Raw genomic sequence first — 22,846 nt, forward strand, 5'->3', positions numbered from 1 at the left:
TCCCGGCCGCTTCCGCCGCCCTAACTGCAATATCTCACCCGTTAGTAACGGGCAAAAGGGATCGAAAAGACAAAAAAGCCCCGCCATGGCGGGGCTTTTATTTCGTCATCTTCGTCCTGCGCAACAAGTGTTGCTTAGGCAGAAACGATGCTAACGAATTTACGGTTGTTCGGACCTTTGGTCTCGAACTTCACGAAGCCGTCGTTCAAAGCGAACAGCGTGTGATCACGGCCTAAGCCAACGCCAGTGCCAGCATGAAAACGTGTGCCACGCTGACGAACGATGATGTTACCCGCAGTTGCCGCTTGGCCACCAAAGAGTTTCACACCTAAGCGTTTGGACTCGGAATCGCGACCGTTACGCGTGGAGCCGGCTGCCTTTTTATGTGCCATTGCAAAATCCTCCTAAAGGAAATCAGCTGCTTACGCAGAAATTCCAGTAATTTTGACTTCAGTGAACCACTGACGGTGGCCCTGACGCTTCATATGGTGCTTCCGGCGACGGAACTTGATGATCGTTACTTTATCGCCACGGCCGTGGGAAACGATTTCAGCAGACACTTTAGCGCCGCTTACTAAAGGCGCGCCAACGTTGACGTCATCGCCGTCTGCAACCAGCAGCACTTCATCAAACTCAATCGTTTCGCCGGTAGCGACTTCGATTTTTTCGAGCTTGAGGGTTTGACCTTCTTGAACGCGGTACTGTTTGCCACCGCTTTTAATAACTGCGTACATGTCGCTCTCCGGACTTGTCGTTAATGCCGGTTACGCCCCGCGTAACCAACGCTCATCGCCTTCCGCTCTTATCGACCTGCTGCGAGTGGCGCCCCTTTTGGCAGCCATCTGACAGGGAGCATGATGAGTGGGTCGCGAATTATAGCGACTATCACTGCTTACCACAAGACTATAGGGCATTGTCAATCATACACCGCGCCACGAACGCCTATCGCTACCTTGACGCCTCACAGGCAGCCCCATAGCATGGCCCCAACTACCCCACCCCGCGATGAACGGAACCCATGACAGCCAACGTCTCTCAAACCCCGCCTGCCAGCCCAACGCCTTCACCGCTGCACGCCGTGGTGGCCGATGACTTTGACGCCGTAAACCGCACCATTGTTGCGCAGTTGAATTCCAAGGTGCCGCTGGTAGAAACCATCGGCCAATATATTATTGAAAGCGGCGGCAAGCGCCTGCGTCCTTTGCTCGTGCTGCTAGCGGCCCGATCACTGGGCTATCAGGGCGACAAACACATCACCCTCGCCACGCTGATCGAATTTATGCACACCTCGACGTTGCTGCACGACGACGTGGTCGATGAGTCGCACATGCGGCGTGGCAAAAAAACCGCCAACGATGCCTGGGGTAACGCACCATCCGTACTGGTGGGTGACTTCCTCTATTCGCGCTCATTCCAAATGATGGTGGACGTAGGATCAATGCGCATTATGGCAATTCTGTCCGGCGCAACCTGCGTGATTGCCGAAGGCGAAGTACTGCAGCTCACCAATATCGGTAACCCGAGCATTTCTGAAGCGGATTACTTTGAAACCATTCAAGGTAAAACAGCGATGCTGTTTGAAGCCGCCTCCCACAGCGGTGCCGTGCTGGCCGATGCCACCCCTGAGCAAGAGCGCGCCCTGCAGTATTACGGCCGCTATTTAGGCCTCGCCTTCCAGCTCATCGATGACCTGCTGGACTACCAAGGCGATGCCGAGGCCATGGGCAAAAATGTCGGCGACGACCTGGCAGAGGGCAAACCGACACTACCACTGATACATGCCATGGAACGCGGCACGCCTGAACAAGCCAAGTTAATCCGCCAAGTGATTCGCAAAGGCGGGCTGGAACAGCTCGACGAAGTGCTTGAGATCATCAACGCCACCGGCGCGCTGGAGTACACCCGCGCACGCGCCGTTGAGATGGCCGATAAAGCCCTGGCCGAACTGGATGCCCTACCGCCCAGCCCCTACCGCGATAGCATGGCGAATATCGCCCGGTTAGCGGTTGATCGCAAAGCATAAAGTCAGTACTACAAAGCAATGCAGCGCGTAAAAAGGGACTTGAAAAAAACCCTTCGCCTGCGTATGATTCGCTCCGTTGTTAAGCACTGCTCGGCTCGTTTTTAACGGCACTGTTTCAACAACCTTCGGAATATAGCTCAGCTTGGTAGAGCGCTGCCTTCGGGAGGCAGAGGTCGTAGGTTCGAATCCTGCTATTCCGACCAAGAACACTATCAAAAACGGCCACTTAGCTAATACAGCTAGTGGCCGTTTTTGGTTGTGCTTTTTCTAGTTGACACGCCTAAGTGACAAATAGGCTCCAAACGGCCAAACACGCGTGATTTTCTTGACCGCCACCAGCTTAGCCTCGTTTTTAAGTATTGCTATTTGCAATTGATAAAGAGACTCGTTTAAATAGCGCACTTACTGCCAGGTTTGGATCCTATGTGCCTTTTTCCCCTACGACATACCCTACACAGCGCTGTACTTGTTGTGGGCTTACTGTTATCGGCTGTTAGCCATGCTCAGTGGGCAACCGTTGACTGGACCATTGCAGAAACATTACTGGCAATAGATGCCCCTGTCAGCAGCGTTGCCCAGCACAGCGATTACCACACCTGGGTCAGCGAGCCTCGGATACCCAGTAGCGCCACTGACATGGGGTTACGTTCCCAGCCTAACCTGGAACTACTAGCACAAGCGCCTCCGAAACAGATACTGATATCTCCTATGTTTGCCGGATTAAGACCCCGACTAGAGCGAATTGCGCCTGTCAGCACCTTTTCGCTCTATTCGCCGGAGACCGATACGTGGCAGGAGATGCAAACACTGACGCGCCAGCTGGGTGAACTAACCGACCGTGACGCCCAGGCAGAAAGGCTGATCAACAACACTCGGGCTCTAATGACTGAATTGCGAGGCCAGCTTCCCGAGAGCGCACCATTACTCCTAGTGCAGTTTATGGATGCCCGCCATGTCCGAGTGTTTGGGGAAAGCAGCCTCTACAACGCCGTCCTAGAGCAACTAGCACTGCCTAACGCCTGGGATCAGCCGACCAACGCCTGGGGCTTTTCGTTAGTCGGGATTGAAGCCCTAGCCCGCTACCCAGAGGCAACGCTTGCCATCATCGAACCGCTTCCTGAAGGCGTTGCGTCACAGCTCGAAAGCAGCGGTTTATGGCAGCATTTACCCAGTGTAAAGAACGCCCAGCTATTGCACCTACCGCCGGTCTGGAGCTTTGGAGCACTCCCTTCTGCCCAGCGCTTTGCTCGGGAACTGTCCGCTGCCCTTGTGACACGTGACACAACTCAAATAACTGATTTAATTGTTAACTAAGGTTGTCTTTCAGGGTGCACGCTATTTTTAAACGTTCCAGTTAACGTAGGGTTACGTCAGGAATTTAAAACTAGCGAGGGAGCGCCATGACACTAGCCATTGTGGCCACACGCGCCGGCGTGGGGCTGGAAGCACCCGCCGTGCATGTTGAGGTCCATTTAGCTAATGGGTTGCCTGGGCTAACACTGGTGGGTCTGCCAGAAACCGCCGTCAAAGAGAGCCGCGAGCGGGTGCGCAGCGCGCTCATCAATGCTGGGTTTGATTTCCCCAACACCAAACGTATTACCCTCAACCTTGCACCCGCCGATCTGCCCAAAGAGGGCGGTCGTTTTGATTTACCGATAGCGCTCGGCATTCTGGCCGCCTCCGGCCAAATCCCAGTGGATGCGCTAGAAGGCATGGAGTGCGCTGGTGAACTGGCGCTGGATGGCAAACTACGCGCCGTGCCTGGCGTACTGCCTTTTGCACTTGCCACACGGCGCGCCAATAAAGTACTGATTATTCCCCGCGCTTGCGCTGATGAAGCTGCTCTAGCGGGTGATTTGCCCGTTCTACCAGCCGACACCCTTTGGCAGGTCGTTGCTCATTTGCTAGGGCAAGAGAAAATCCCGCCCCACCAACTGTCTGCCTCAGTGAGATCCACCGCTCCCATGGCCGACTTAGCCGACGTGCGCGGCCAGCACCAAGCGCGCCGCGCGTTGGAAGTAGCGGCCGCTGGTGGCCATAATTTGCTGTTAGCAGGGCCACCGGGCACCGGTAAGACCATGCTCGCTAGTCGCTTACCGGGCATTCTGCCACCGCTTTCCGAAGACGATGCGTTGCAGGTGGCTGCCGTGCGTTCGGTATGCGGGCTGCCCCTGGAAGCAGACTGGGGCCAGCGGCCATTTCGCCAACCCCACCACAGCGCCAGCGCCGCCGCGTTAGTGGGAGGAGGCTGTCATTTACAGTAATTGTTGCGACAATTTAATAATAGCTGCGACATAATCTAAACAAGTAATACCCTTTAGCACTGAATTGGTAATCGCACTATCAAAGCTGCGGTAACGTCGAAGTCGCGACGGCAAGAAGAGAACAGTAAAACATCAGATAGTAAGTGCCCGTGTCACTCGAAAACGTAGCAGCCTCTCGACCCTAAAAAAGGAGGTGCAAGGCCCGCGCCTGCAAGGAATCCTAAAGCCGTATCATTTCGAACAAGAGTGCCCGGTTTGAAAAACCGGGCACTCTCATCAAAGACGTGGCATTCAAGTCGGGATTTAAACGTTAATCATCTTCAACAAAGAGCTGGCCTGTTCCTGAGCAATGATGGCAAATATCTAAGGAAACCTCACCCTCACCATAACAAGTATGGCACTGTGCAAAAGGTTTATCCTCTTCAGGGTCGTAGCCAGTCCCAAAACAGTTTGGGCACTCAATGTCCACATCAGTGCCCTGACCACTGCATTCTCGACAAATAATCATTGAGTTATCGTAATTTAGGCTCATGACGCATCCTCCTGCGGCACAAACCAATCACGATTAAGGTGAAAATCATCATTTTTATCGGACATAAATTTAGAGGACAAAATATACCGACCTGTAACGCAGCCTTCGTATAGGTTGAGCTCGACTCCTTCGTCGTTTACATCTAAGAAGTAGGAGGATTCGTCCCCTGCAACACGACACTTTATAAAGCATTCAATCGTGAACACCGACTCTCGCTTCAAAAGATCCCACTTCTGACGCATCTCATTGACAACTGGCAACATGTACACTTGGTTTTCATACTTCTTTTCCATGTCGCCCATATACCGGCTGGAAGCACAGATTGAGGCATATGATTGATATCCTAATCCCTGCGCCTCAACATCTAAAAGATTGAGAAACGATTTGAGTTCCTGAAAATTGGAAAATCCATGATGCTGCGAAAAATGATTAAGTCGTCCCGCTTTTCCAAGCGTAAAATACTTGCGGTCAGCCTCAAATGCTAAAGCAGCTTCTGCTAATTCAGTCCCATCAAGTCCAAATAACTTGAACTGCTCCAGCGTGAAAGGTTCATCCTCAATTTTGAGAACAAGACGACTGCCAGCAAAGAGTCTACTCTGTTGATCGGCATTGAACTTCGTGACATAAGCTCTGAACGCCTCAATTCGCGAAGCAACGGTTTTGGAATAAGGAGCATTATCGTTTACACGCTCCTTAATAAGCCGTTCATTGAACGGATAGATCACAAATCCATGCAATGCAGAGAAGCACACATGTCGAGGATTGTGAGCATCGAAGCAAGAAGGATGTATCAACTGAGATGATGTGAGCTCAAGGAGACACTGAATAGGGGGAATGGTGCTGTAATTGGTATAGAACTCATCGTAACCGTAAGCGAGACTATCATTAGTTAAAGACATTTCTTTCTCCATACGAAAACAGCGCTCCCAGGGTGGGAACGACACAGTTTTAGCTGGAGCAAGTGTCCTTTGCAGCACCGATTGCTAAGAGTCTTTTTCAGCACCGATTGCTGGGATGGCGTGCTATTTATCCGCCTTAACTCGAAGCCTACCACACCGCTTTTAAATATCAAATCCTGTTTACATCTAAGGTTGTACTCGTCTTTGGGCTGTACTGCAATATGTAGAAACCGCCTTCTGGTGATCCGTCTAAGCGGTGTGCGCAAGAGCTGGATGACCCGAGATACTAATGAAGCGCTTGGGGCAATCGGCAATGATCCCCTACGCTTTCGATATCTGATTTTCTACAACACGGCCAAGAGCGTCGATGGTCAACAGGCAAATATTAGTGCTGCTGGCGTGATGGCTCGCTACTGAAGTACCAATTGCTCAGACGCTGCCGATGATATAAGAGCTGTGTTGCGGCGCTTTAATGATGAATTTGGTGCACTGATGCCAGAACCTTGATATGGGAAACACTGCCTTGGGCAACGTGGCCTTACCCAGCCCACCACGTGGTGGGCGTTTTTTTTGTTTCACCTTTACCAATATGTACCCAAAACCGGCATAGTTTGAGACTGACTTCTCTTCTGGGACCTTTATATCTCGCCCGCTGCCATGGATACAGTTTAGCGTTGCCACTAACCAATCCACTCCATCAGCCGCCCTACTACTAGGTCGCTTTCTGGAATCGTTTGCTGCTCACTAAAGATAACGCTGTAACGGGACGCATCAAAAGATTAATCCCTTGTGCTAAACCATTAAGCCATTGCGAATTTTCAACAATTGCTGCGACAATGCCTATGTTGAGTTTACATAGAGCGTGAGCTTGTGACCGTTTCTCTCAAACAATGCAGAACCTTTAGCTTCCCGGATGGCACCCTTAAAAACGAAGCTGAGCGCTTGGTCGTTTGGTGGTATGGGCCTATCGAAAAAAATACCCGCTCAGAAAGCGTCCCTAAAATTTATGTATTTTTCAGGCCTATTGATCAAAATAACAATTTAGGGGACGTGACTGATCGAACAACGGTCTTAACACATGTCGGACTAATGAGGATCGGTTCCGTCTGGGAAAAGGGGGTGAGCAACTCTCGCATCGCGTTTGATGAGAGAACATTCCCCGTTTCATTTTCTCCAGGCGGCTGGCGGATAGTCTCTCTAGATGACTTACGCAAAGCAGGGCGCAGCCTCTATACCTCCTTTCATGATGAATACTATTTGCCACTGGACAGAGAGCAAAGATCGTACCTGATCGAATTTGACCTTCCAGATGGCAAACACTTGCTCATCCCTTGCACAGAATTTTTTACTCGCGTTTACGGCCGATCTTCTGAAATCAAGCGAGTGCTCGCCACTTACCCTTGGGAAGAAGTCAAAAAACGTCTTTATCGACCGCTTAATGCGCCTGCCTCCCCAGGTACGTGGCCTGTCAAATTTACATATCGTGTTCATAAACACGATGCCATTTTCCTCGCGCATATGCTGTACGATCCCTATGCGGAGCAGGCTGCCAGAAAAATTTATTCGCAGCTTGAAGCCCGTTTCCCCGAAGACAGGATACTTTTTGAGGCCACTCCTTGGTTTCAGGGAAGCGGGGAACTCTCTGTTTCTGGCGTTCCGATTGATGGTGGCGACACATTTCTAGGGTTACAGATATTAGGCTGTACGCAGCCCGACGGTGCCACGATCCATCGCGAAAGAGAGAAGTCAGCGACAGTATCAGCCGCCGATGGCGATGATGCTCCCACTCAATTTCCCTATCATCAGCTTCAAGACATCCCCGATGTCATTGACCTGACGGATGATGAAGAGCCCGACCATGGCTCTTCTTGGCTAGACCTTACTGAGGACGAATTCGTTATTTTGGGTAAGCCTCGTGCCGTCTTGGATAAGCGCTATACCCGGAAAAACGTGCCCGATACACGAGGCGTCCCCATTCCTGGCGACGAAACGATTTTCTCCACCGGAGAGCCCTATGGGTCAGGTAAGGGAGTGGGACAAGCGTCTATTCACGCCCCCATTACACTAGAGTCGCAGGGCTTTCTACGTGATATGTGGAACGCGCTTCTTTACCTACAATCGGCCTATCCGACGGCGATACATAGCATTAGCTGGTTTACCTTTGAAGACGGCTTCAGCACTTCCCCTGATCCTCGATTAATTAGCCTCGAACCCTTCGGAATAGACGATGATGTAGAAACGTCCGTGGTCAATTGGGTCTATATGGATACTCATACGAAGGTTCTTCGCGGTGTACTCGTTATCAAGGTGCATGTGTTAGATCAAGCGCTTTATCTCATGGAACTCCAGCGACGCCCTCCGAAGCCCAGAAAGGACGGTAGAGAGGAAGGGGCAAAACCTCCGTCCTACAAAGGTTTAGTATTCACGCTGGATCACCAAGGCAGCTTAGAACACTGGTTGCGCCAAGTGCTGTCTAACGTGCGGCACGTTGAAGGTGTCGTTCAAAAACTCGTTCGTCACTGCCCAGGTTTCGCCGATACATTCAAGCACCCGAAAGCCAAAAATGAGAACGTTCCCGGCGAAGCTTCCGTGCTGAATGCTTTTAGCAAGGTCGGTATAATGCGAGCTGACCTAACAGGGCACTAGCTATATGAGGCACGTTATGAATAAAGCCAGTATAGCGGCAAAGACAACCGGACTGAGCAATCGAAAGTTGCTCATTAATCGCTTTTGGCGCTTTGCGACTAGCATTCAGGACAGCTCAGACTGACACAGCGCTAGACAATTCATCAAAAATTCAAACTGATAGGGCGATTATAATGGGTGACTTATACATCTCTTCTGTAGAAAAGGAAGCCTTAAAAAACATCGATTCCGACGAGCTAGACCTAGCCATCAGAGAGTGTGTCCGAAGCGTAGAGCCAAGTCAGCTCTACCGATTTAATTTAGAAAGTTGCGGCTTATATGTTTCAAACAAGTTAAGAGACTTTCAAAATTCAATTGATTCACACAGTCGGGCCAAGTCTTCTAAAAAACGTGATGAAACAGATTACTTAATGCGGCGGGCTGCTGACGATCTAGCACATGCGGTTCAGCAGATGCAGCAACGGATGGAAGAAGAAGAGAAAGACAACCTGCTGTTTCAAGTCGATGACCGTATCCTCCAACCCTTTCATTACAGTGATCGTCTGGAAGTGCGACTTGGGTACCAATGGCGTAAAAATACGGCGGATGATTGGACATATGGCACCATCACGTTCCTCTACACACCTGATCTTAGCCCCGATTACAGCTTTCCATTACCTAAGCGAAAGCCCAGTGCTTCGAAACTGGCACAGGAGCGTCAAGAAAAACTACGGCGTGAATGGGAACACCTTAAATTGTTAAGCCTTCACTCCCTAAGAAATTTTTTCAGAGAGGGAGGCGTCGGTAGTGACATCCCTAAAACCTACCATGTGACATTAGATACCTATGGTCGCGGGCTCAATAACTTCAGCGCGAATTTTTGGCGCTAAAGCCCCCTGTGAGGCAATGGTAATTTGGCTTTTCTTACACCGTGCAAAACCAGGCTCTGTCTGAAAAGTGCCTGCGCTAGACAATACGGCGTTAAAAATTGGCTCAGAATACTCATTTACGTACATCAGGGACTGTTTTTTATCCTATGCTGTCTAGCAAAGAAGAATAAGTGAATACAAAACCTATACCGCCGTGACTCATCTAACATTCGACTCCTCAAGAACTTACTAATGGTAATGAGATATGCTTAGTGCTGATGACTCAAAGCAGGAAATTACAATCGCCATCTGGAGGGCGGCTATAGCGCTGTTTGATGGGGAACGAACTGCAGCGGACAAGTGGTTACACAGTGAAGCCATTGGGCTAGGTTGGAAGCGTCCCATTGATGTTATGCAGGAGGACGCTCAGCAGGTGCTGGATCTGATTACGAGGATAGACAGAGGCGTTTACACATAACCTCGCTATTCTGCGGTGACTTGATCATGGTTTTTAGCCGCTTCCAGTAATTCTGCTTAGGAGTTGGATCATTTTCAGGATAGCTATTGATGTCTTTATGCCTTAACTCGAAAGATGCCTATTCCATTTTCAGTGTGTTACCGCCCTATGTTGCACCACCTTTTCTAACCCTGGACAACCGACCAACTACTAAATCACCAAATACCTTAAATATCATAAGCTTATTTAATTATCTTCAATTATCTTTGAAAGGATAATTGCGTACGAGATCTGAGCAATCTGATTCGTTTTCCAGCGCCGATAATCGATCTTTCAACATTTCACGAATTACCTTCCCTATTGCAAACCGCTCTTCCTGCGTTAGGCATATGTTGACGTTAGCAGTGGACACACTCAACTGTGAGGGTTGCCATTGCTGGTCGAGTGCGTCCCGGGTGTCCTTTATAGCCTCATCTAATCCCATGCCGCCCAAGCCTGCGAGGATGTTCTCGTGTCGCATCATGGCCACTCACCTCTTGTTCATACTTGTTTAACGTAGTGATAACCGTTGATTAACTATGTTTAAAGCTATAATAGTGTTTACCCTAATATAGACAACCTTTTAGCCATGGCTCTCCGCAAAATCAGCGATCTAAACCCGTATTCACAGGGGATAACGTAATCGAATGGCAATCGCCGAGCGGAACACGATACCGCTATGAGCGCGACCGCTGCGCCGTTGGTCAGGAAATAATACCTGGCAGCGAGACTTACGACTGGCACGTTCTGGCACAGAGCGATGTCACCCATGCCAAACGCCGCGTGTTTGAGCAAATCAACCAAGATGGATTCTAATACCCGCCCCAAGTCACTTATGATTTCCATATCCCTCTTCGCAAAGCGCTTATGTTTGAGAGCAGTGGTTTTAGCGATAAAGCTTACAGCTTGCCAGCGTCCTGCTTTATCCTGAATCCGACGGGGTAATTCTGCCTTCTAAGAGAAAGTGTTGAACTAGTCACTGGCCTTTATTGCTGCCAAATAGGTTAGCGACACACATGTCGCCTACAACTTTTGGATTCACTGCATAGCGGATTGTTGTAAGCCATTGCTTACAGATACTGTGGTCGATTACTTACATAAACATAGTTTGATACACGCTAGGGTATAGGTGTGACGCCCAGGATCGCCGCTTTAAGCATGCCGTATGCGTTACATCAGGGATGTTGAGTATTAGAAGTAAAGAGAGGCAGGTATGCCAGGGATGGCATATCGATTCTATGTTTTAGCGACTGCAAGCTCTTCCCATCTGGTTGTATAGCGTGGTGTGCGGTGCTCGCAACGTAATTCCCAAGCGTTTTGTTTGCGGGGCATACCAAGACGGACGGTATTTTTTCCGTGCTCGCGATTAAGCTTGTCGAGGGTGGCCATCAATTTTTCATTACGAGCACGCTTCTCATCGCTGATCGGCTCCGCGAGCAACCCTAGTTGTTCATTGTCATGGTCGCACAGATCCATGAGCATAATCCCACATTTTTGGTACCAGATGTCTTTTTTAAAAACTCTCTCTAGACCTGCCATGGCAGATTTAATGAGCTCGCGGCTGTCATCGGTGGGGTGAGGTAGCGGAATTACTAAACGCTTACTGTAGCTCGGCAAATCTTGCCGAAAGCGATTGGTGTGAACAAACACCATCAACGCCTGCGCCAAGCCGTTTTGTCGTCGTAGCTTTTCACCAGCGCGTGAAGCGTGGGCTCGCAGGGCTTCACGCAGATCGGTTTTGTCCGTCGTGAGTCGACCAAAAGAGCGGGACACCATGATCTGTTTTTTTGGTTGGCTCATGTCGTCCAGCGATATGCAGTTTTCGCCCCTCAACTCATAAACCAGACGTTCCATGACCACACTGAAATGGCGCCGTAAATGCTTAGGGCTGGCGGTGCGCAGCTGCCAAGCATTCTCTATGCCTAGGGTATGAAGCCGCGCTGCACTGCGACCTGCTACCCCCCATATCTCATTAACGGGTAGCTGTTCCAAGAAGGCACGCGTGTCGTTGCTATTAGGGTCCATCATGGCCACGCCATTGAACATACTTTCTTTTTTAGCGCGATGGTTGGCAATTTTTGCCAATGTTTTGCTAGTGCTCAGGCCAACGCTAACTGGGATCCCTGTATCCCGCCTTACTTGCTGTCGCATCACTTGGCATCGTTCTTCCAACGTGTCCGCTTCAAAGCCCTCAAACGATAGAAATGACTCGTCAATGCTATATACATCAACGTGAGGCGTATGCTGTGAGAGAACGTCTGTTACGCGACTACTCATGTCACCGTAAAGCGCATAATTTGAGCTGAGCAAAGTGCATTTTCGGCGTATATGGGGATCAATCTGATGGGCAGGCATTCCCATTGCCACACCTAAGCTTTTGATTTCTTGCGAACGCGCGACGACGCAACCGTCGTTATTCGACATAACGCCGACAGCCTCGCCTTCGAGCCTCGGGTTAAAAACCCGCTCGCAGGATACATAGAAATTATTGCAGTCTACTAACCCAATCATATGGCGAAACCGGGTGCTAGCGAACTGATGCTATGAGTCACCACCCCCCAATTGTGACAATCATGTCCAGAGAGGGGAATTGGCTTAAACTCTGGGTTAGAAGCCACCAGATACGGCCGACTGCCCATAATGCTTAGTTTCTTACATGTCAGCTCGCCGTCAACGCTCATGATCACTATATGTCCCGGCTGAGGGTTGAGGGACCGATCGACAATTAACAGCGCATTATCTTTAATGCCATCGTCTTCCATGGAAGTGCCTTTAGCGCGTAAAAAGAACGTTGCGCTAGGGTGCTTAATCAGATGGGCAATAAGATCTAATTCAACCTCAATATAATCGTCGGCGGGACTGGGAAAACCAGCTCGGACTTCACCGGCAGCTAAAGGTAGCCGGAGCGGTCGAGCCATGGTGTCTACGCGCCCGAGGATGGTGAAATGCATACTCATGCCATGCTCTCCAGGACACGCCATGTGCTAGGTATATGCCCCTCAGTATTTTCAAGAGGTGTGAGCGGCACGTCCTTTTCTGCACACATGCCCGTCAACAGTCGCGCCAATCCCTCCGTCAAATCATCAGGTAGGAGATGAAGTTCTCCGATGATAGCTGGCTGAACGTGTGGGCTACTGACTGAACGCGGGCCAAGCTGTAGATAGGTTTTCATTGACATAAGTGCCTCCTTAAATAGCTGTCTTTATATACAGCACCTGGGAGAGACAATAAGCGATGAACCCGGTTAATCGCAAGCACTCTTCTTAATTCGTTGGCCTGAACGTGTTGGTAAAACCAGCATACTTGGGTGGTTGCTGGGCGGAGGCACCGCGTTTTGGTGCGTATGCTGACGCGCATGGCCAATTCTCGACTATCCTGCAGCTATGTGCGGTCGATTTGCTTTATTCACCCCCGTAAGTGAGCTGACCAACAAGGTCGGTGCAGTTATGCCAGAGCGTGAGATACACCCGCGCTACAATGTGGCACCTGGTACCTGGGTCGCGAGCATACGGCAGGCTTCTGAAGATTCAGCTCCTACGCTTGAGGAAATGTGGTGGGGATTTCGTCCATCGTGGGCTAAAGGAAAAGGCACGCAGCCTATAAATGCCCGTGTAGAAACCGTGGCGACGAATAACTATTTCAAATCGGCATTTGCTAAGCACCGGTGCCTTGTACTCGCTGACGGGTGGTACGAGTGGATCAAGAACTCATCCCCCAAACAGCCTCATTACCTGTGCCGACGGGACAGAGAGCCATTGTACTTCGCGGCTGTTTACGCAGAACGGGATGATGGAGGTCTAGGATGTGCCATTCTGACCGAGCAGGCCCGAGGCAGTGCTGCCGATGTGCACGACAGGATGCCGTTGATTTTGGACGACGATAGTCTTGAACACTGGCTTGCTCCTGACCTGACGCATAAAGAGACAATCCACAGCATGGTGCGGCATATCGATGCGGGACTCGTCGAACATTGGTCGGTTAGCACAGCTGTTAACAAACCTTCCGAGGGCCAAGGTGACGAGCTGATCAATCCTCTCTAGCGTTCCTCTGCTCAAGGTTGGCAGATTTTCACCAGCCCTTTTTCTATCCGCTAGGCTGGATTTGGTTAATGAGCTGCACCAAGGCACATTTTCAGACGAGGCGAGCTTAGTACTGGCACCAAACGGCTTTGAGGCTGAGCAGTTACGCAGTGGATACGTGGTCATGACACTGGTGGAGCAGAGCGCTCTGGAACAATTATTCGCTGACTCGCGCAGCGTAGATGATATGTTGATGAACTTGAAGCCTAGTGCGCGCGCCATCGATGTATTTGCATACGATGATGGTTACTTGGGGCCAACATTAAAGGCTGCTTTTCACCTGCCTGGCCAGCAATTGAACAGGTTGAGGAATAAGGTGGAGCAAGCCCGGTTGAGGATTTTTTACGTAACGGAGTTATGTAGTCAACTACGCGCTTTAGAGTGGGGCATGATAGGGATAAAGACTTGGGCGGCAATTGCATGCCTAGTAACTTGAATTTTCACCCACAAGCTCGGCAATAACGGAAGAAATAAATGCCCCTTTTTTATCTTCAGGCATTCCTTGGTAAATTACTCCACCTACTATGACGGCAAAAATTATAGCGGCAAAGACACCAGAGAAACCATTCCATTGCCACTTTACAACTCTCGGAAGAGCTTTTTCACATGGAGTTTGTTTAACCTTTGCAACAAACTCTGTCACAGCTTTTTTGCGCTCCTTGTCTATCTCTTTCTTTTGCTGACCTTTCAATCGGCTAAGCTCATCAGCTTGTCTTCTTCGATCCTCAGTGCGCTTTTTTTCAACCGAGGCAACTTGATGTTCATATTCTTCCCTTACCTCCTCTTCAATAGCCTCAGACAATTCCTGCAACAGGATCCCAGCTCTCTCACGATAACCCTCTAGCATAGACCGGCTATTCACAGCGTTTTGGTGAAATGTACTGACCTCAGCAACTATCTCTTCTTCCGATAAACCTTGCTCACGCTTTGTTTTAGCAATATCGGCTTTATTTGCTTTATACAATGCGTAAGCCACCAAGCCTTGAATGTCAGCACTTCTATCTTCTACAAGCTCATCGAAAACCCATCTCTTCCCTTGCGAACTATGCTCCATCTTAACACCTTGTTATTTACTATTATTTGGAGGAGCATTTTTCAGAAGCATTCAGAATAAGCTTAGAGAAGCGATTTACAGCTTTCTGAATCTCCTCATCAGAAAACTTGTGAGACCTCTTTTCGCTAGGTATTGTTCGGTAATTTACTATTTCCACATTTTTCACTGCCTTGTTAACCACTGCTTTGTGTTGCTTTTCCGTCATTTTGGGCAGTACTGTCACATTCATAACATCACCTCTTGTAGGAGGTTGCAGCTACATAACACCATAGCCAAATTTTGCTGAGTATACACACGTGCTTTCTTTAGTAAAGCAGACAATTTAAGAAATGTCAGCCCTCCGGGCTCTCACCTCCGATTCTATGCTCACAAACCTCGTAGTGACTGCATGTCGACCCTGGACGAGTAACTGACAATTCATTTTTAGGAGGTTTAGCCCATGCGAACTGTTCCAATTTTCAAAGATGATAATAGCCAGATCGTCTACCTGCCCGCTGATATGGTATATGAAGGGGTTAGAAAACTTAAGATTACTCAGGCAAAGGAAGTAATTACTCTGCGTCCTGTTCGTTCATCCTGGATATCCTATCCTGAGCTGCCTAAGGCTGATGCCGAGTTCCTTCATCAGCGTCCCGTAATCGTGGATGCTAAAGACAGGAGCGACCTTCCACACAGCAGCTCGTCAAAGTCCTCAAAATACCCCGATGGCAATTGTTGAATTATATCCCAGGTGCACGTAACGGCGGCATAATTGAGAGCAAAGTGCTGGAGAATTGGATAACGAAGGCCCGAACTCTCGCCAATGCGGAGCATATTGAAGATATCGCCGACTACTGGATCGGAAAAATGCTTTCGGCATCGCCGATGGCGGGCGACGGTGTCTGTACGATAAAGCCAAAAAGTAACATGATCGATCTATTCCACAGCAATGCAATGATCGAAGGCTTCAAAATTGGCAAATCTAATCGCCGTGGTGTAACGACGCGTATGACGAGCGATGGTGGTGCCCTAGAATGCGAGGAGGAAATGAAGTACCGCGCCTGGATTGGCAGGTTTAGGGTTCCTTCAGTAGTTACAAAGTTAAGGTCAAGAGTTCGCGATTCAATGCGTATGATCGGACAGGCCTGAGTAATGGGAGTATCCGAAAATCACCGTTAATACTTACACGTTCGGCCCCTCCCGCTGGTTAGTAATGCTAGGTTTGACACGCCCCTGGAAGCTGACTTTGAAGAGTGGTTCGATTCATCTCCAGCGTTCCAACAGGGTCTTCACATACCCCCTCATTAACCTTCATGAGGCCAATCTGTCTGGCAAGTCCATACACGACGTTGTAAAGCTTCAGTTTTACAACGAGCCGTCCTCCATCGGCCTTCGAGGATTAGCCCGTGGAGATGGCCAGCGACTGTTGGACAGTCTTCGGGTTGCTACGGCTGCCGCTCTAGACCCATATGAGCACTGCCTACTTGACTGGGGCCAAACTCTCTCCCGTCGCCTCGAAATACATCGCTGGCTTGGAGTCCGTGAGTGGAGCGCAATCTGTCTAGAGCGTAACGACGCCCTCCCCATCAAAGACGGCCCCACATTAGGAAGTGTGCTTGCCGGGCCCTGGCCTCGTCAGATACTACTGGAACAACCAGTTGTACGTGGGCTATCGGCTGCCTGGGTAAGCACGCTCATAGAATCTACTCCGGATGTCACGCCAGCACACGTAATTGCTCACAACGAAAGGCTATTGCTTGAAGAGCCACGGCGCTATTCCGACTTCTTCGCCTCGGTAGCTGCCAGCCCTCTGACAGAGGAACAGACGGCTGCGGCGGTGTGTTTCGAGGATCGCCTTCTGTTGGTAGCTGCTGCTGGGTCTGGTAAAACTCAAACAATGGTTGCAAGGGCGGGGTATGCCGTACTATCGGGACAAGCCCGGCCAGAAGAAATTGTCATGCTCGCCTTTAATAAGGACGCGGCCTTGGAGCTCGATGAACGTGTTAAAACCCGGCTTCTTCCAGCTATTGAGGGCGCTGACGCAATAACTTGCACCACCTTCCACTCTCTGGCGTTGCGCATCATCGGGGAGTCCACAGGTCGCAAACCATCCGTTGGTAGCCAGCTCGATAAAGGGCAGGACATTGGCGTTGTGGCCCACATTCTCTCGCAACTTATCGCTGAATCAAACAGCTACAGAGCAATGTGGTTCCTTTACTCAATAGTGCTGGGACACAGCGCTGGCGAGTACGAGAAGGCTGCCAGCGATGAAGCTAAACCACAGCTAACGATCACTGACCCTGATGCCATCATCACACAACGCGGCGAGGTTGTGCGCAGCCAGGAGGAGCGAATCATCGCAGATTGGTTGTCACTGCACGGAATCAACTATCGCTATGAGGCGACCTATCCGCATCCAACGGCCGATGAGCACCATCGGGATTATAGGCCTGACTTCTACTACCCAGAGATCGACCTGTATCACGAACATTTCGCTCTCGACGCTCGTGGCCAGCCACCGGCCAGATTCAAAGGTTATCTGGATGGAGTCGAATGGAAGCGCGTACTCCATCACCAGCATCAAACAGCATTATTCGAGACAACGTCATACGGCTTACGTCAAGGTGACGATCTAGAGCGGCTAAAGGCCGAGCTATCGGCCCGAGGATTAAACCCTGTAGCGAATGCGAATAACTTAGTCAACCCAACAGACCCTGTCGAGGTGCCGGAGTTTGCGAAGCTGGCACGCATGTTCATCATACGCTACAAGGGCCAAATGCTGAACGTGGATGCATTGCGTACTAGTCTGGACGAACGACCCTTTCCAGTGCGAGACCGGCAGTTCTTGAACCTGTTCGAGCCTATTCTGGAGCGCTGGAATCAGCGCCTCGCCGATGAGGGCGCTGTAGATTACGAGGATATGCTCAACCAGGCAGCTAAACACCTCGAGAATGGTGAGTGGCAGTCGCCGTTTCGCACTATTATGGTGGATGAATTCCAAGACACGTCTCCTGCGCGCGCCAACATCATCCGCGGGTTGGCTGGAGAAAATGTAACGCTCGCTGCAGTGGGCGATGACTTCCAGAGTATCTATCGGTTTGCCGGTGCAGATATCAGAAACATGACACAATTCGAGCAACGATTCGGTAAGGCTCGTACGCTCTATCTGACAAAGACATTCCGATCTCCGCAATCACTGAACGACCTCGCAAGCGCGTTCGTCACGCGCAACCCTGATCAGTTGAACAAGTCGGTCTTCTCCGCCAATTCAGCCAGCGGGCCTCGTGTGCATTTTCGTGCATATGCCCATGGTGCAGCACAATCCAGCTTGGATGACCAACTCGACAAGCTGGCTGTACAGGCTCGTAAGCAGCATGTCAGCTTGAGCGTGTTTCTGCTGGGACGTTATAAGCATGATCGCCCCGGCAACTTGTCGGCAATTAAGAGGCGCCACCACGGAGCACTGGATATTCGGTTTTTGACGGTACATGCCAGCAAAGGGCTTGAGGCCGATTATGTGTTCCTGCTGAACGTGCACAACACAGAACTTGGATTTCCGATGCGTCGCCCCGAAGACGAACTCTTAGGCTTTGTAATGCCGCCTGATGAAGCTTATGAACACGCTGAAGAGCGCCGTTTGCTCTATGTGGCGATCACTCGTGCTAAACGCCAGGCTGTATTAGTTGCAGAGGAAGGGCGGATCTCGGACTTCGTATTCGAGCTCAGTGACCTTGGGATGGGGGCTATCTTGGATCACCGTCGGTTGGTTGAGATTACACCATGTCCTGCATGCGAAGACGGCCGGCTAATACCGAAGATTACCACTAGAGGCGAATCCATAAGTTGCAGTCAGCACCCGCACTGCGTATATAAACCCCTTTAGTAGTGGCCTAGTGGCTAGAAACGCTAAATCTGGGGGCGACGTCGAAGCTTAAACGGGATAGTCCAAGTCTTGTTAGATAGCATCACCTGATATGCTCGTCGCCGCGCAATGATGGAGTGCTATGCTTTGTAAAATACCGTAATCAGGTTCAGAGACTGTAGCCGGTGTTAGTCCTGCGCTACCACTCTTTGGATAGAGTGGTGAAGACTATATGACGCAATCTGGTCGGGGTCGCCCTTCATATAAGTGAGGAGTTCATCGCTTGAAATGCTACCCCAAGTTGGTGAGTTGATTCGTTCGATAATCGCTTCGCTGTCAAGTAGAAGGCCATTCAAGGATGGTGCCTCATCATCCGCGAGCGCTGCAATTCTGCGAGCGAGGGCATATAACCAAAAGTTTACTTTATGTGCATTGCTGTATGTTTTCCAACTTATCTGAGCGCTCATAGGCTGCCTGATGGTTCGAGCAAGCGTATTAAAAATCTTCCGGAGCTCGCTGAAAATTTCCTCACGAACGGCGGGACTCAGATATTTAGTTAACACAGCCAGCTCATCGGTGAATGCGCCGTCCGCTTCTAGCTTGAAATAGAGGCTGTCATTCTTGAGTGCCTCCCGCCATTGTGTAGTCAGCTCGGTTACCCACTGCTTGGCAACTTGAGTAATGTCGATTGCTCTTTGTTCCAGCATGGGCACAAGCATGGACTCAAGAATCCAAGGGGTTAAGTGGTGCAGCCTGCCAAGACGGCCACGAACGGGCTGAAGAACGTCTTTGAGTTCCTCGTCAGTGAGAGGCGCCTGAAGCGATTGGGTCAATAGAGCAATAAGTTGCGGTTTGGCATCGGAATTAAGATAGTTTGCTTCGTTGATCAGCCAGCACAGGATGGTGCGTCGAACACTAGCGGATTGGATCTGATCAATCTTGGAGAGTAACTCAATCCCCCAGTTGCCTCTATTGATTGCATTTTCGAGAGCATGCAGCCCTACCCAGACTATAACGTTCACATTGCTCTGCAACAGCGCATCAATCTGCTCGGGGTTCTTATCAAAGCATATCCGCTCGCAGATATGCTTGAGAGCTTCAACTACAAGTGCGTGGGTGCGTGGCTGCTTGATAGGTTCAGAGCATATCGTGCTCAACCATAAGACAAACTGCTTCGGAGCTCGCGACCAAAGGAGTTTGATGGCGTAATAATCGCTCCATGAAGTATCAACAGGCGAGTACCCAAATGCGTGGAACGGGTCCGAATGTGACAGCAGTAGTGCGGTAAGCTTCTTTGTCAGATAGAACTCAATGTCAATCTGGCTCTTTTTGATACGCGGTTGCAGCGCGCCCCGCCTGGAAGAGCAAATGTGCTCAAGCAGTGCCTGTTTGAAGGGCTCAGGTAAAGGCGACTTCTCCTTGGTATAGAGATCGCCCGCTTGAGAACTGGCGAGTACATAACCCAGTGCGTCCCAAGCGGAGTGGAAGTCTGCAAGCTGCAGTCCTTCATTCCAGAGCTTGATCGGAAGGCTGTCGAAGCGTTTTGGATCGAGTTCTCCGTCCTTGCTATACCCGCTAGCATTCATCTGCTCCATCAGTTCAGATCCTGTCAAGCCAGCGAGCTGGGCGTCATCTAACCACCAAGCCAGCACGTCACCAGCACGTGGAGGATCAACGAACGAGCAGCGTTGGCTCAGCTCCGCAAGTTCGCTTACTTCTTTACTCCGATCCTTCTCGACAGAATTGAAAATAAGTTTTGCACTGGGTGAAATCTTCCCGTCTCCGTGGAGCGTGCTCTGAATAATTTGGTCAACGTACTCGAATACATGCGGCATAACATCCAGAGGAATAGGGGTCACCAATAAAGGGAAGTTTTCGCTAGCCCTCTGAACCGAATTGGATAGATGATAGCCCGCTAGTGACCGACCATTGGCTGAACGAATAAGTATCATGCGGTCGTGGAGTCTGTTTTCTGGCACTGCAAGCACTTTGAGGAGAACATTTCCAAAGTAGCCATCACCCCAGTCAGCACACTTTGAGAGAAGCTTCTCAATACGGTTGGGCTGGCCTGAGACTCTTTTACTGTCATCGCTCGATTCTTTCTCGGTAGTAATAATCAGGTAATTAGCAGTTGCCGTGCCCAGACGATTGAGAAGCTCGATCCCAACATCCTCCATAAACGGGTCTATCCAAGCAATTTGGGCATCGCGGTGTTGCTCAAAAATGCTCCTGAGCCAGTCTATTAACAGCAGGCGACTCATACCCCCGCTATCGTTAAGAGTGAGAAAAAACCGCCCTTCAGATCTCTTGGGGCGTAGCTGCTTGACACCGTCTTCAGTAAGCCGATTGAGAGGAATCCATTGATCCTCAGTATGCCCGCCCATTCGCGATCGTGAAGAATGTAAGGTGCGCCCGATCTGCTCTGCTGCTTCTAGCTTGGCCTTTTCTCGATTTGGTACCTTTTTCATCAACCAACCCAGTTGGCCGTTTGTCCGTATAGGATCAGCTATTTGCAGATCTAAATTCATGCTGCGCAAGAAGTATCCGCCAGTTTGAAGCTGGAGGAATGGTTCTTCTTTGATACCTGCAAGTGCATAGATTTCCAAGGTGTAGGCTGTAGAGACTTGGTCTTGGAACTCTTTAATCTCAAATGCATGGTGGAGTGGGTATGAATCATCCTTTCCCAAACGGGCGATGTAAGAGGCTTGCGTGCTACCGTCGCTGAGTGCTTTAACAATTATCAGGAGATCGGTAGGTTCCTGGGTCAGTGGTTCGAATAGCGTCAAGGATGACTGCTGCCCTTTCAAAGAAATATCGAACTTGCTGCGCTCAGCAGCATTGAGCCCAGGCGAGCAAATGAACTCGAAGTCCCCGATTCGCCAGGCGTCGAGTTTGGAGAAATCCATGCCAGTATCGGCGTTTAATGCTTGACACGCCGCTTCGGCAATCTTCCTGTCGCATCCCTCTGGGACGGTGAACACCTTTGGTTTTCCCTCTGAAGATATGGCACCGCTGTCCACGCTTGCATAGCTGGTTGGACTTAGTCGGCTGGATTGAAATTGATAGTAATCACGTGTTGGCAAATGCATTACGGGACGGGCGACAGGGTTTTCCCCAAATGTGCTTGCGCCTACCTTCTTGGCCAATTTGTCGTTGATAGTCAGTCCGGTAAGCTGGCTAGCAGCCTGAAGCGAAGCCCCGCTGATGAAGTCCCCAAGGAAGGTTTTCAGTTGCTCGGTAGAAGTATAAAGCGTTAAGGCGTGTGTCTTGACAGTGCAATTATCATATAGAGGCGTTTTGCTGCTGACGGTGCCACTCCAACTATCCGATTGGTAGGTGCCTGGTAGCGAACGGCCATACAGGAAGCGTAGTTCGCTGGAACCTTCCCGTTCGATCTCTAAAATCCATATTTGGCTAACGGTGAGGTTCTGGTCATTGCCGAACAGGCCGTACAGCCTGAAATCTGTAAGCAAAGCGCTGAGAGGTTTAGGCATAATAGAGTTTTCTTTTGCTGAGTGATGAAGAGGCCTGTCGTGCAAAGTGTCATGGTCCACTCTAAGTGGATCAGGGCGATCACCCCATATTATCCTTGTTTTCCAGTTAAGCCTCTGGCGTGACAAGTCGAGCTTTGGGAGAAATTCTTTCAGGACATAGTTCTTGAGCTACTTGCTATATCGCACATTGAACGTCTGTTCCAGCAGCCGGTAAAAACTATTCTAGCCGATATGGGGCGCTATATAATTTCGCTTAAATTTTGTTACTGTTCCTAGTTCAACCTCTTTCGAAATCCCAGTCCCCTACCATGCATGCCTCGAACATGTGCTGAATCAACAAAAGCGCATTGACTGCATTACCATACGCCTTCGCGTGGATCACTGAACAGCGGTCAAGATCTGCCTTGAGGCTGGTCGGGCGCCAAATGGTCTTGGGCAGAGCCCCCAACGCAGTTTGTGTCGTGTCCATTGTGAAGTTTCTTAATTGAAGATCAATGGCTGATATGACGATAGCACCAGATAACGATTGACAATGTTCCTTACCGGCAAGCTGGTCGGCTGGTCGGCTGGTCGGCATGATTGCGGATCAGCAGAGAAGAATCGAACGAGGAAGCGGTAGGCCCTCATGGGGGAGGGGGGCGTCAAGCAACAAGCAACAAGTCTACGATTC

General features: G+C 50.1%; 20 protein-coding genes, 1 tRNA gene and 1 pseudogene. 12 read left to right on the forward strand and 10 right to left on the reverse strand.

Translation table 11 applies throughout. From position 1 onward, the window contains the following. Positions 1-134: 134 nt before the first annotated feature. Entirely contained in the window at positions 135-392 is a 258-nt protein-coding gene (gene rpmA, locus K1Y77_RS16140) for a 50S ribosomal protein L27 (RefSeq protein ID WP_030071394.1), read from the reverse strand. 30 nt (positions 393-422) lie between these two features. Continuing rightward, the gene (gene rplU / locus K1Y77_RS16145) at positions 423-734 is read right to left on the reverse strand and encodes a 50S ribosomal protein L21 (RefSeq protein ID WP_030071396.1); all 312 of its coding nucleotides are present in this window, start codon (positions 732-734) and stop codon (positions 423-425) included. 284 nt (positions 735-1,018) lie between these two features. On the opposite strand from rplU, the gene ispB reads away from it, so the two are divergent. The 4 genes and pseudogenes from ispB to K1Y77_RS16165 form a co-directional block, all read left to right on the forward strand. Continuing rightward, positions 1,019-2,023: an octaprenyl diphosphate synthase gene (gene ispB, locus K1Y77_RS16150; protein ID WP_264429528.1), complete on the forward strand. Its 1,005-nt coding sequence runs from the start codon at positions 1,019-1,021 to the stop codon at positions 2,021-2,023. Between the two features lie 126 nt (positions 2,024-2,149). Beyond that, a tRNA-Pro gene (locus tag K1Y77_RS16155) sits at positions 2,150-2,226 on the forward strand. Positions 2,227-2,446: 220 nt separating this feature from the next. Next, complete coding sequence (locus K1Y77_RS16160; RefSeq protein WP_264429530.1) at positions 2,447-3,337, forward strand: ABC transporter substrate-binding protein; 891 nt, start codon at positions 2,447-2,449, stop codon at positions 3,335-3,337. Between the two features lie 86 nt (positions 3,338-3,423). Beyond that, a pseudogene (locus tag K1Y77_RS16165) lies at positions 3,424-4,272 on the forward strand (YifB family Mg chelatase-like AAA ATPase); the annotation flags it as partial. Positions 4,273-4,597: 325 nt separating this feature from the next. Here the strand turns inward: K1Y77_RS16165 and K1Y77_RS16170 are convergent. Beyond that, positions 4,598-4,819, reverse strand: coding sequence for a hypothetical protein (locus tag K1Y77_RS16170; protein ID WP_264429532.1), 222 nt, complete (start codon positions 4,817-4,819; stop codon positions 4,598-4,600). Beyond that, the gene (locus K1Y77_RS16175; RefSeq protein ID WP_264429533.1) at positions 4,816-5,718 is read right to left on the reverse strand and encodes a hypothetical protein; all 903 of its coding nucleotides are present in this window, start codon (positions 5,716-5,718) and stop codon (positions 4,816-4,818) included. Before K1Y77_RS16175 ends, K1Y77_RS16170 begins: the two co-directional genes overlap by 4 nt. 273 nt (positions 5,719-5,991) lie before the next feature. On the opposite strand from K1Y77_RS16175, the gene K1Y77_RS16180 reads away from it, so the two are divergent. The 4 genes from K1Y77_RS16180 (at position 5,992) to K1Y77_RS17410 (ending at position 9,690) form a co-directional block, all read left to right on the forward strand. Beyond that, positions 5,992-6,135 carry a hypothetical protein gene (locus tag K1Y77_RS16180; RefSeq protein ID WP_264429534.1) on the forward strand — a complete coding sequence of 48 codons (144 nt, stop codon included), beginning with the start codon at positions 5,992-5,994 and terminating at the stop codon, positions 6,133-6,135. A 453-nt stretch (positions 6,136-6,588) separates the two neighbouring features. Then, positions 6,589-8,364 (forward strand): hypothetical protein, encoded by a 1,776-nt coding sequence (locus K1Y77_RS16185; RefSeq protein ID WP_264429539.1) that lies wholly within the window; start codon positions 6,589-6,591, stop codon positions 8,362-8,364. Positions 8,365-8,537: 173 nt separating this feature from the next. Beyond that, positions 8,538-9,233 carry a hypothetical protein gene (locus tag K1Y77_RS16190; protein WP_264429541.1) on the forward strand — a complete coding sequence of 232 codons (696 nt, stop codon included), beginning with the start codon at positions 8,538-8,540 and terminating at the stop codon, positions 9,231-9,233. Positions 9,234-9,477: 244 nt separating this feature from the next. Next, positions 9,478-9,690, forward strand: coding sequence for an MbcA/ParS/Xre antitoxin family protein (locus K1Y77_RS17410; RefSeq protein WP_406567236.1), 213 nt, complete (start codon positions 9,478-9,480; stop codon positions 9,688-9,690). Positions 9,691-9,925: 235 nt separating this feature from the next. Here K1Y77_RS17410 and K1Y77_RS16195 read toward each other — a convergent pair whose 3' ends face one another. The 4 genes from K1Y77_RS16195 to K1Y77_RS16210 form a co-directional block, all read right to left on the reverse strand. Further along, positions 9,926-10,192 (reverse strand): hypothetical protein, encoded by a 267-nt coding sequence (locus K1Y77_RS16195; protein ID WP_264429543.1) that lies wholly within the window; start codon positions 10,190-10,192, stop codon positions 9,926-9,928. A gap of 752 nt (positions 10,193-10,944) precedes the next feature. Then, on the reverse strand, positions 10,945-12,219 hold the full coding sequence (locus K1Y77_RS16200) for a Y-family DNA polymerase (RefSeq protein ID WP_264429545.1): 1,275 nt from the start codon (positions 12,217-12,219) through the stop codon (positions 10,945-10,947). Continuing rightward, complete coding sequence (locus K1Y77_RS16205; RefSeq protein ID WP_264429547.1) at positions 12,216-12,665, reverse strand: LexA family protein; 450 nt, start codon at positions 12,663-12,665, stop codon at positions 12,216-12,218. Before K1Y77_RS16205 ends, K1Y77_RS16200 begins: the two co-directional genes overlap by 4 nt. After that, entirely contained in the window at positions 12,662-12,886 is a 225-nt protein-coding gene (locus K1Y77_RS16210; protein WP_264429549.1) for a hypothetical protein, read from the reverse strand. Before K1Y77_RS16210 ends, K1Y77_RS16205 begins: the two co-directional genes overlap by 4 nt. Before the next feature lie 205 nt (positions 12,887-13,091). Between K1Y77_RS16210 and K1Y77_RS16215 the strand changes: the two genes are divergently transcribed. Further along, complete coding sequence (locus K1Y77_RS16215) at positions 13,092-13,748, forward strand: SOS response-associated peptidase (protein WP_264429551.1); 657 nt, start codon at positions 13,092-13,094, stop codon at positions 13,746-13,748. A gap of 463 nt (positions 13,749-14,211) precedes the next feature. On the opposite strand, the gene K1Y77_RS16220 is transcribed toward K1Y77_RS16215, so the two are convergent. After that, positions 14,212-14,841: a hypothetical protein gene (locus K1Y77_RS16220; protein ID WP_264429554.1), complete on the reverse strand. Its 630-nt coding sequence runs from the start codon at positions 14,839-14,841 to the stop codon at positions 14,212-14,214. 439 nt (positions 14,842-15,280) lie between these two features. On the opposite strand from K1Y77_RS16220, the gene K1Y77_RS16225 reads away from it, so the two are divergent. From K1Y77_RS16225 to K1Y77_RS16235, 3 genes are all read left to right on the forward strand, one after another. Next, entirely contained in the window at positions 15,281-15,559 is a 279-nt protein-coding gene (locus K1Y77_RS16225; protein ID WP_264429556.1) for an AbrB/MazE/SpoVT family DNA-binding domain-containing protein, read from the forward strand. Further along, positions 15,556-15,969, forward strand: coding sequence for a hypothetical protein (locus K1Y77_RS16230; RefSeq protein ID WP_264429558.1), 414 nt, complete (start codon positions 15,556-15,558; stop codon positions 15,967-15,969). Before K1Y77_RS16225 ends, K1Y77_RS16230 begins: the two co-directional genes overlap by 4 nt. A 604-nt stretch (positions 15,970-16,573) precedes the next feature. Then, the gene (locus K1Y77_RS16235; RefSeq protein ID WP_264429559.1) at positions 16,574-18,703 is read left to right on the forward strand and encodes a UvrD-helicase domain-containing protein; all 2,130 of its coding nucleotides are present in this window, start codon (positions 16,574-16,576) and stop codon (positions 18,701-18,703) included. A 167-nt stretch (positions 18,704-18,870) separates the two neighbouring features. Here K1Y77_RS16235 and K1Y77_RS16240 read toward each other — a convergent pair whose 3' ends face one another. Then, complete coding sequence (locus tag K1Y77_RS16240; RefSeq protein ID WP_264429560.1) at positions 18,871-22,176, reverse strand: VPA1262 family protein; 3,306 nt, start codon at positions 22,174-22,176, stop codon at positions 18,871-18,873. Between the last annotated feature and the right edge of the window lie 670 nt (positions 22,177-22,846).

It is taken from the genome of Halomonas qaidamensis (genome assembly GCF_025917315.1).
Taxonomy (GTDB): domain Bacteria; phylum Pseudomonadota; class Gammaproteobacteria; order Pseudomonadales; family Halomonadaceae; genus Vreelandella; species Vreelandella qaidamensis.

Coding starts and splice junctions, on each gene's coding strand:
- ispB (WP_264429528.1), top strand. CDS start 1,019: ATGACAGCCAACGTCTCTCAAACCCCGCCTGCCAGCCCAACGCCTTCA.
- K1Y77_RS16240 (WP_264429560.1), bottom strand. CDS start 22,176: ATGCCTAAACCTCTCAGCGCTTTGCTTACAGATTTCAGGCTGTACGGC.
- K1Y77_RS16205 (WP_264429547.1), bottom strand. CDS start 12,665: ATGAGTATGCATTTCACCATCCTCGGGCGCGTAGACACCATGGCTCGA.
- K1Y77_RS16175 (WP_264429533.1), bottom strand. CDS start 5,718: ATGTCTTTAACTAATGATAGTCTCGCTTACGGTTACGATGAGTTCTAT.
- rpmA (WP_030071394.1), bottom strand. CDS start 392: ATGGCACATAAAAAGGCAGCCGGCTCCACGCGTAACGGTCGCGATTCC.
- K1Y77_RS16195 (WP_264429543.1), bottom strand. CDS start 10,192: ATGATGCGACACGAGAACATCCTCGCAGGCTTGGGCGGCATGGGATTA.
- K1Y77_RS16215 (WP_264429551.1), top strand. CDS start 13,092: ATGTGCGGTCGATTTGCTTTATTCACCCCCGTAAGTGAGCTGACCAAC.
- K1Y77_RS16200 (WP_264429545.1), bottom strand. CDS start 12,219: ATGATTGGGTTAGTAGACTGCAATAATTTCTATGTATCCTGCGAGCGG.
- K1Y77_RS17410 (WP_406567236.1), top strand. CDS start 9,478: ATGCTTAGTGCTGATGACTCAAAGCAGGAAATTACAATCGCCATCTGG.
- K1Y77_RS16225 (WP_264429556.1), top strand. CDS start 15,281: ATGCGAACTGTTCCAATTTTCAAAGATGATAATAGCCAGATCGTCTAC.
- K1Y77_RS16210 (WP_264429549.1), bottom strand. CDS start 12,886: ATGTCAATGAAAACCTATCTACAGCTTGGCCCGCGTTCAGTCAGTAGC.
- K1Y77_RS16170 (WP_264429532.1), bottom strand. CDS start 4,819: ATGAGCCTAAATTACGATAACTCAATGATTATTTGTCGAGAATGCAGT.
- K1Y77_RS16220 (WP_264429554.1), bottom strand. CDS start 14,841: ATGGAGCATAGTTCGCAAGGGAAGAGATGGGTTTTCGATGAGCTTGTA.
- K1Y77_RS16180 (WP_264429534.1), top strand. CDS start 5,992: ATGACCCGAGATACTAATGAAGCGCTTGGGGCAATCGGCAATGATCCC.
- K1Y77_RS16160 (WP_264429530.1), top strand. CDS start 2,447: ATGTGCCTTTTTCCCCTACGACATACCCTACACAGCGCTGTACTTGTT.
- K1Y77_RS16190 (WP_264429541.1), top strand. CDS start 8,538: ATGGGTGACTTATACATCTCTTCTGTAGAAAAGGAAGCCTTAAAAAAC.
- rplU (WP_030071396.1), bottom strand. CDS start 734: ATGTACGCAGTTATTAAAAGCGGTGGCAAACAGTACCGCGTTCAAGAA.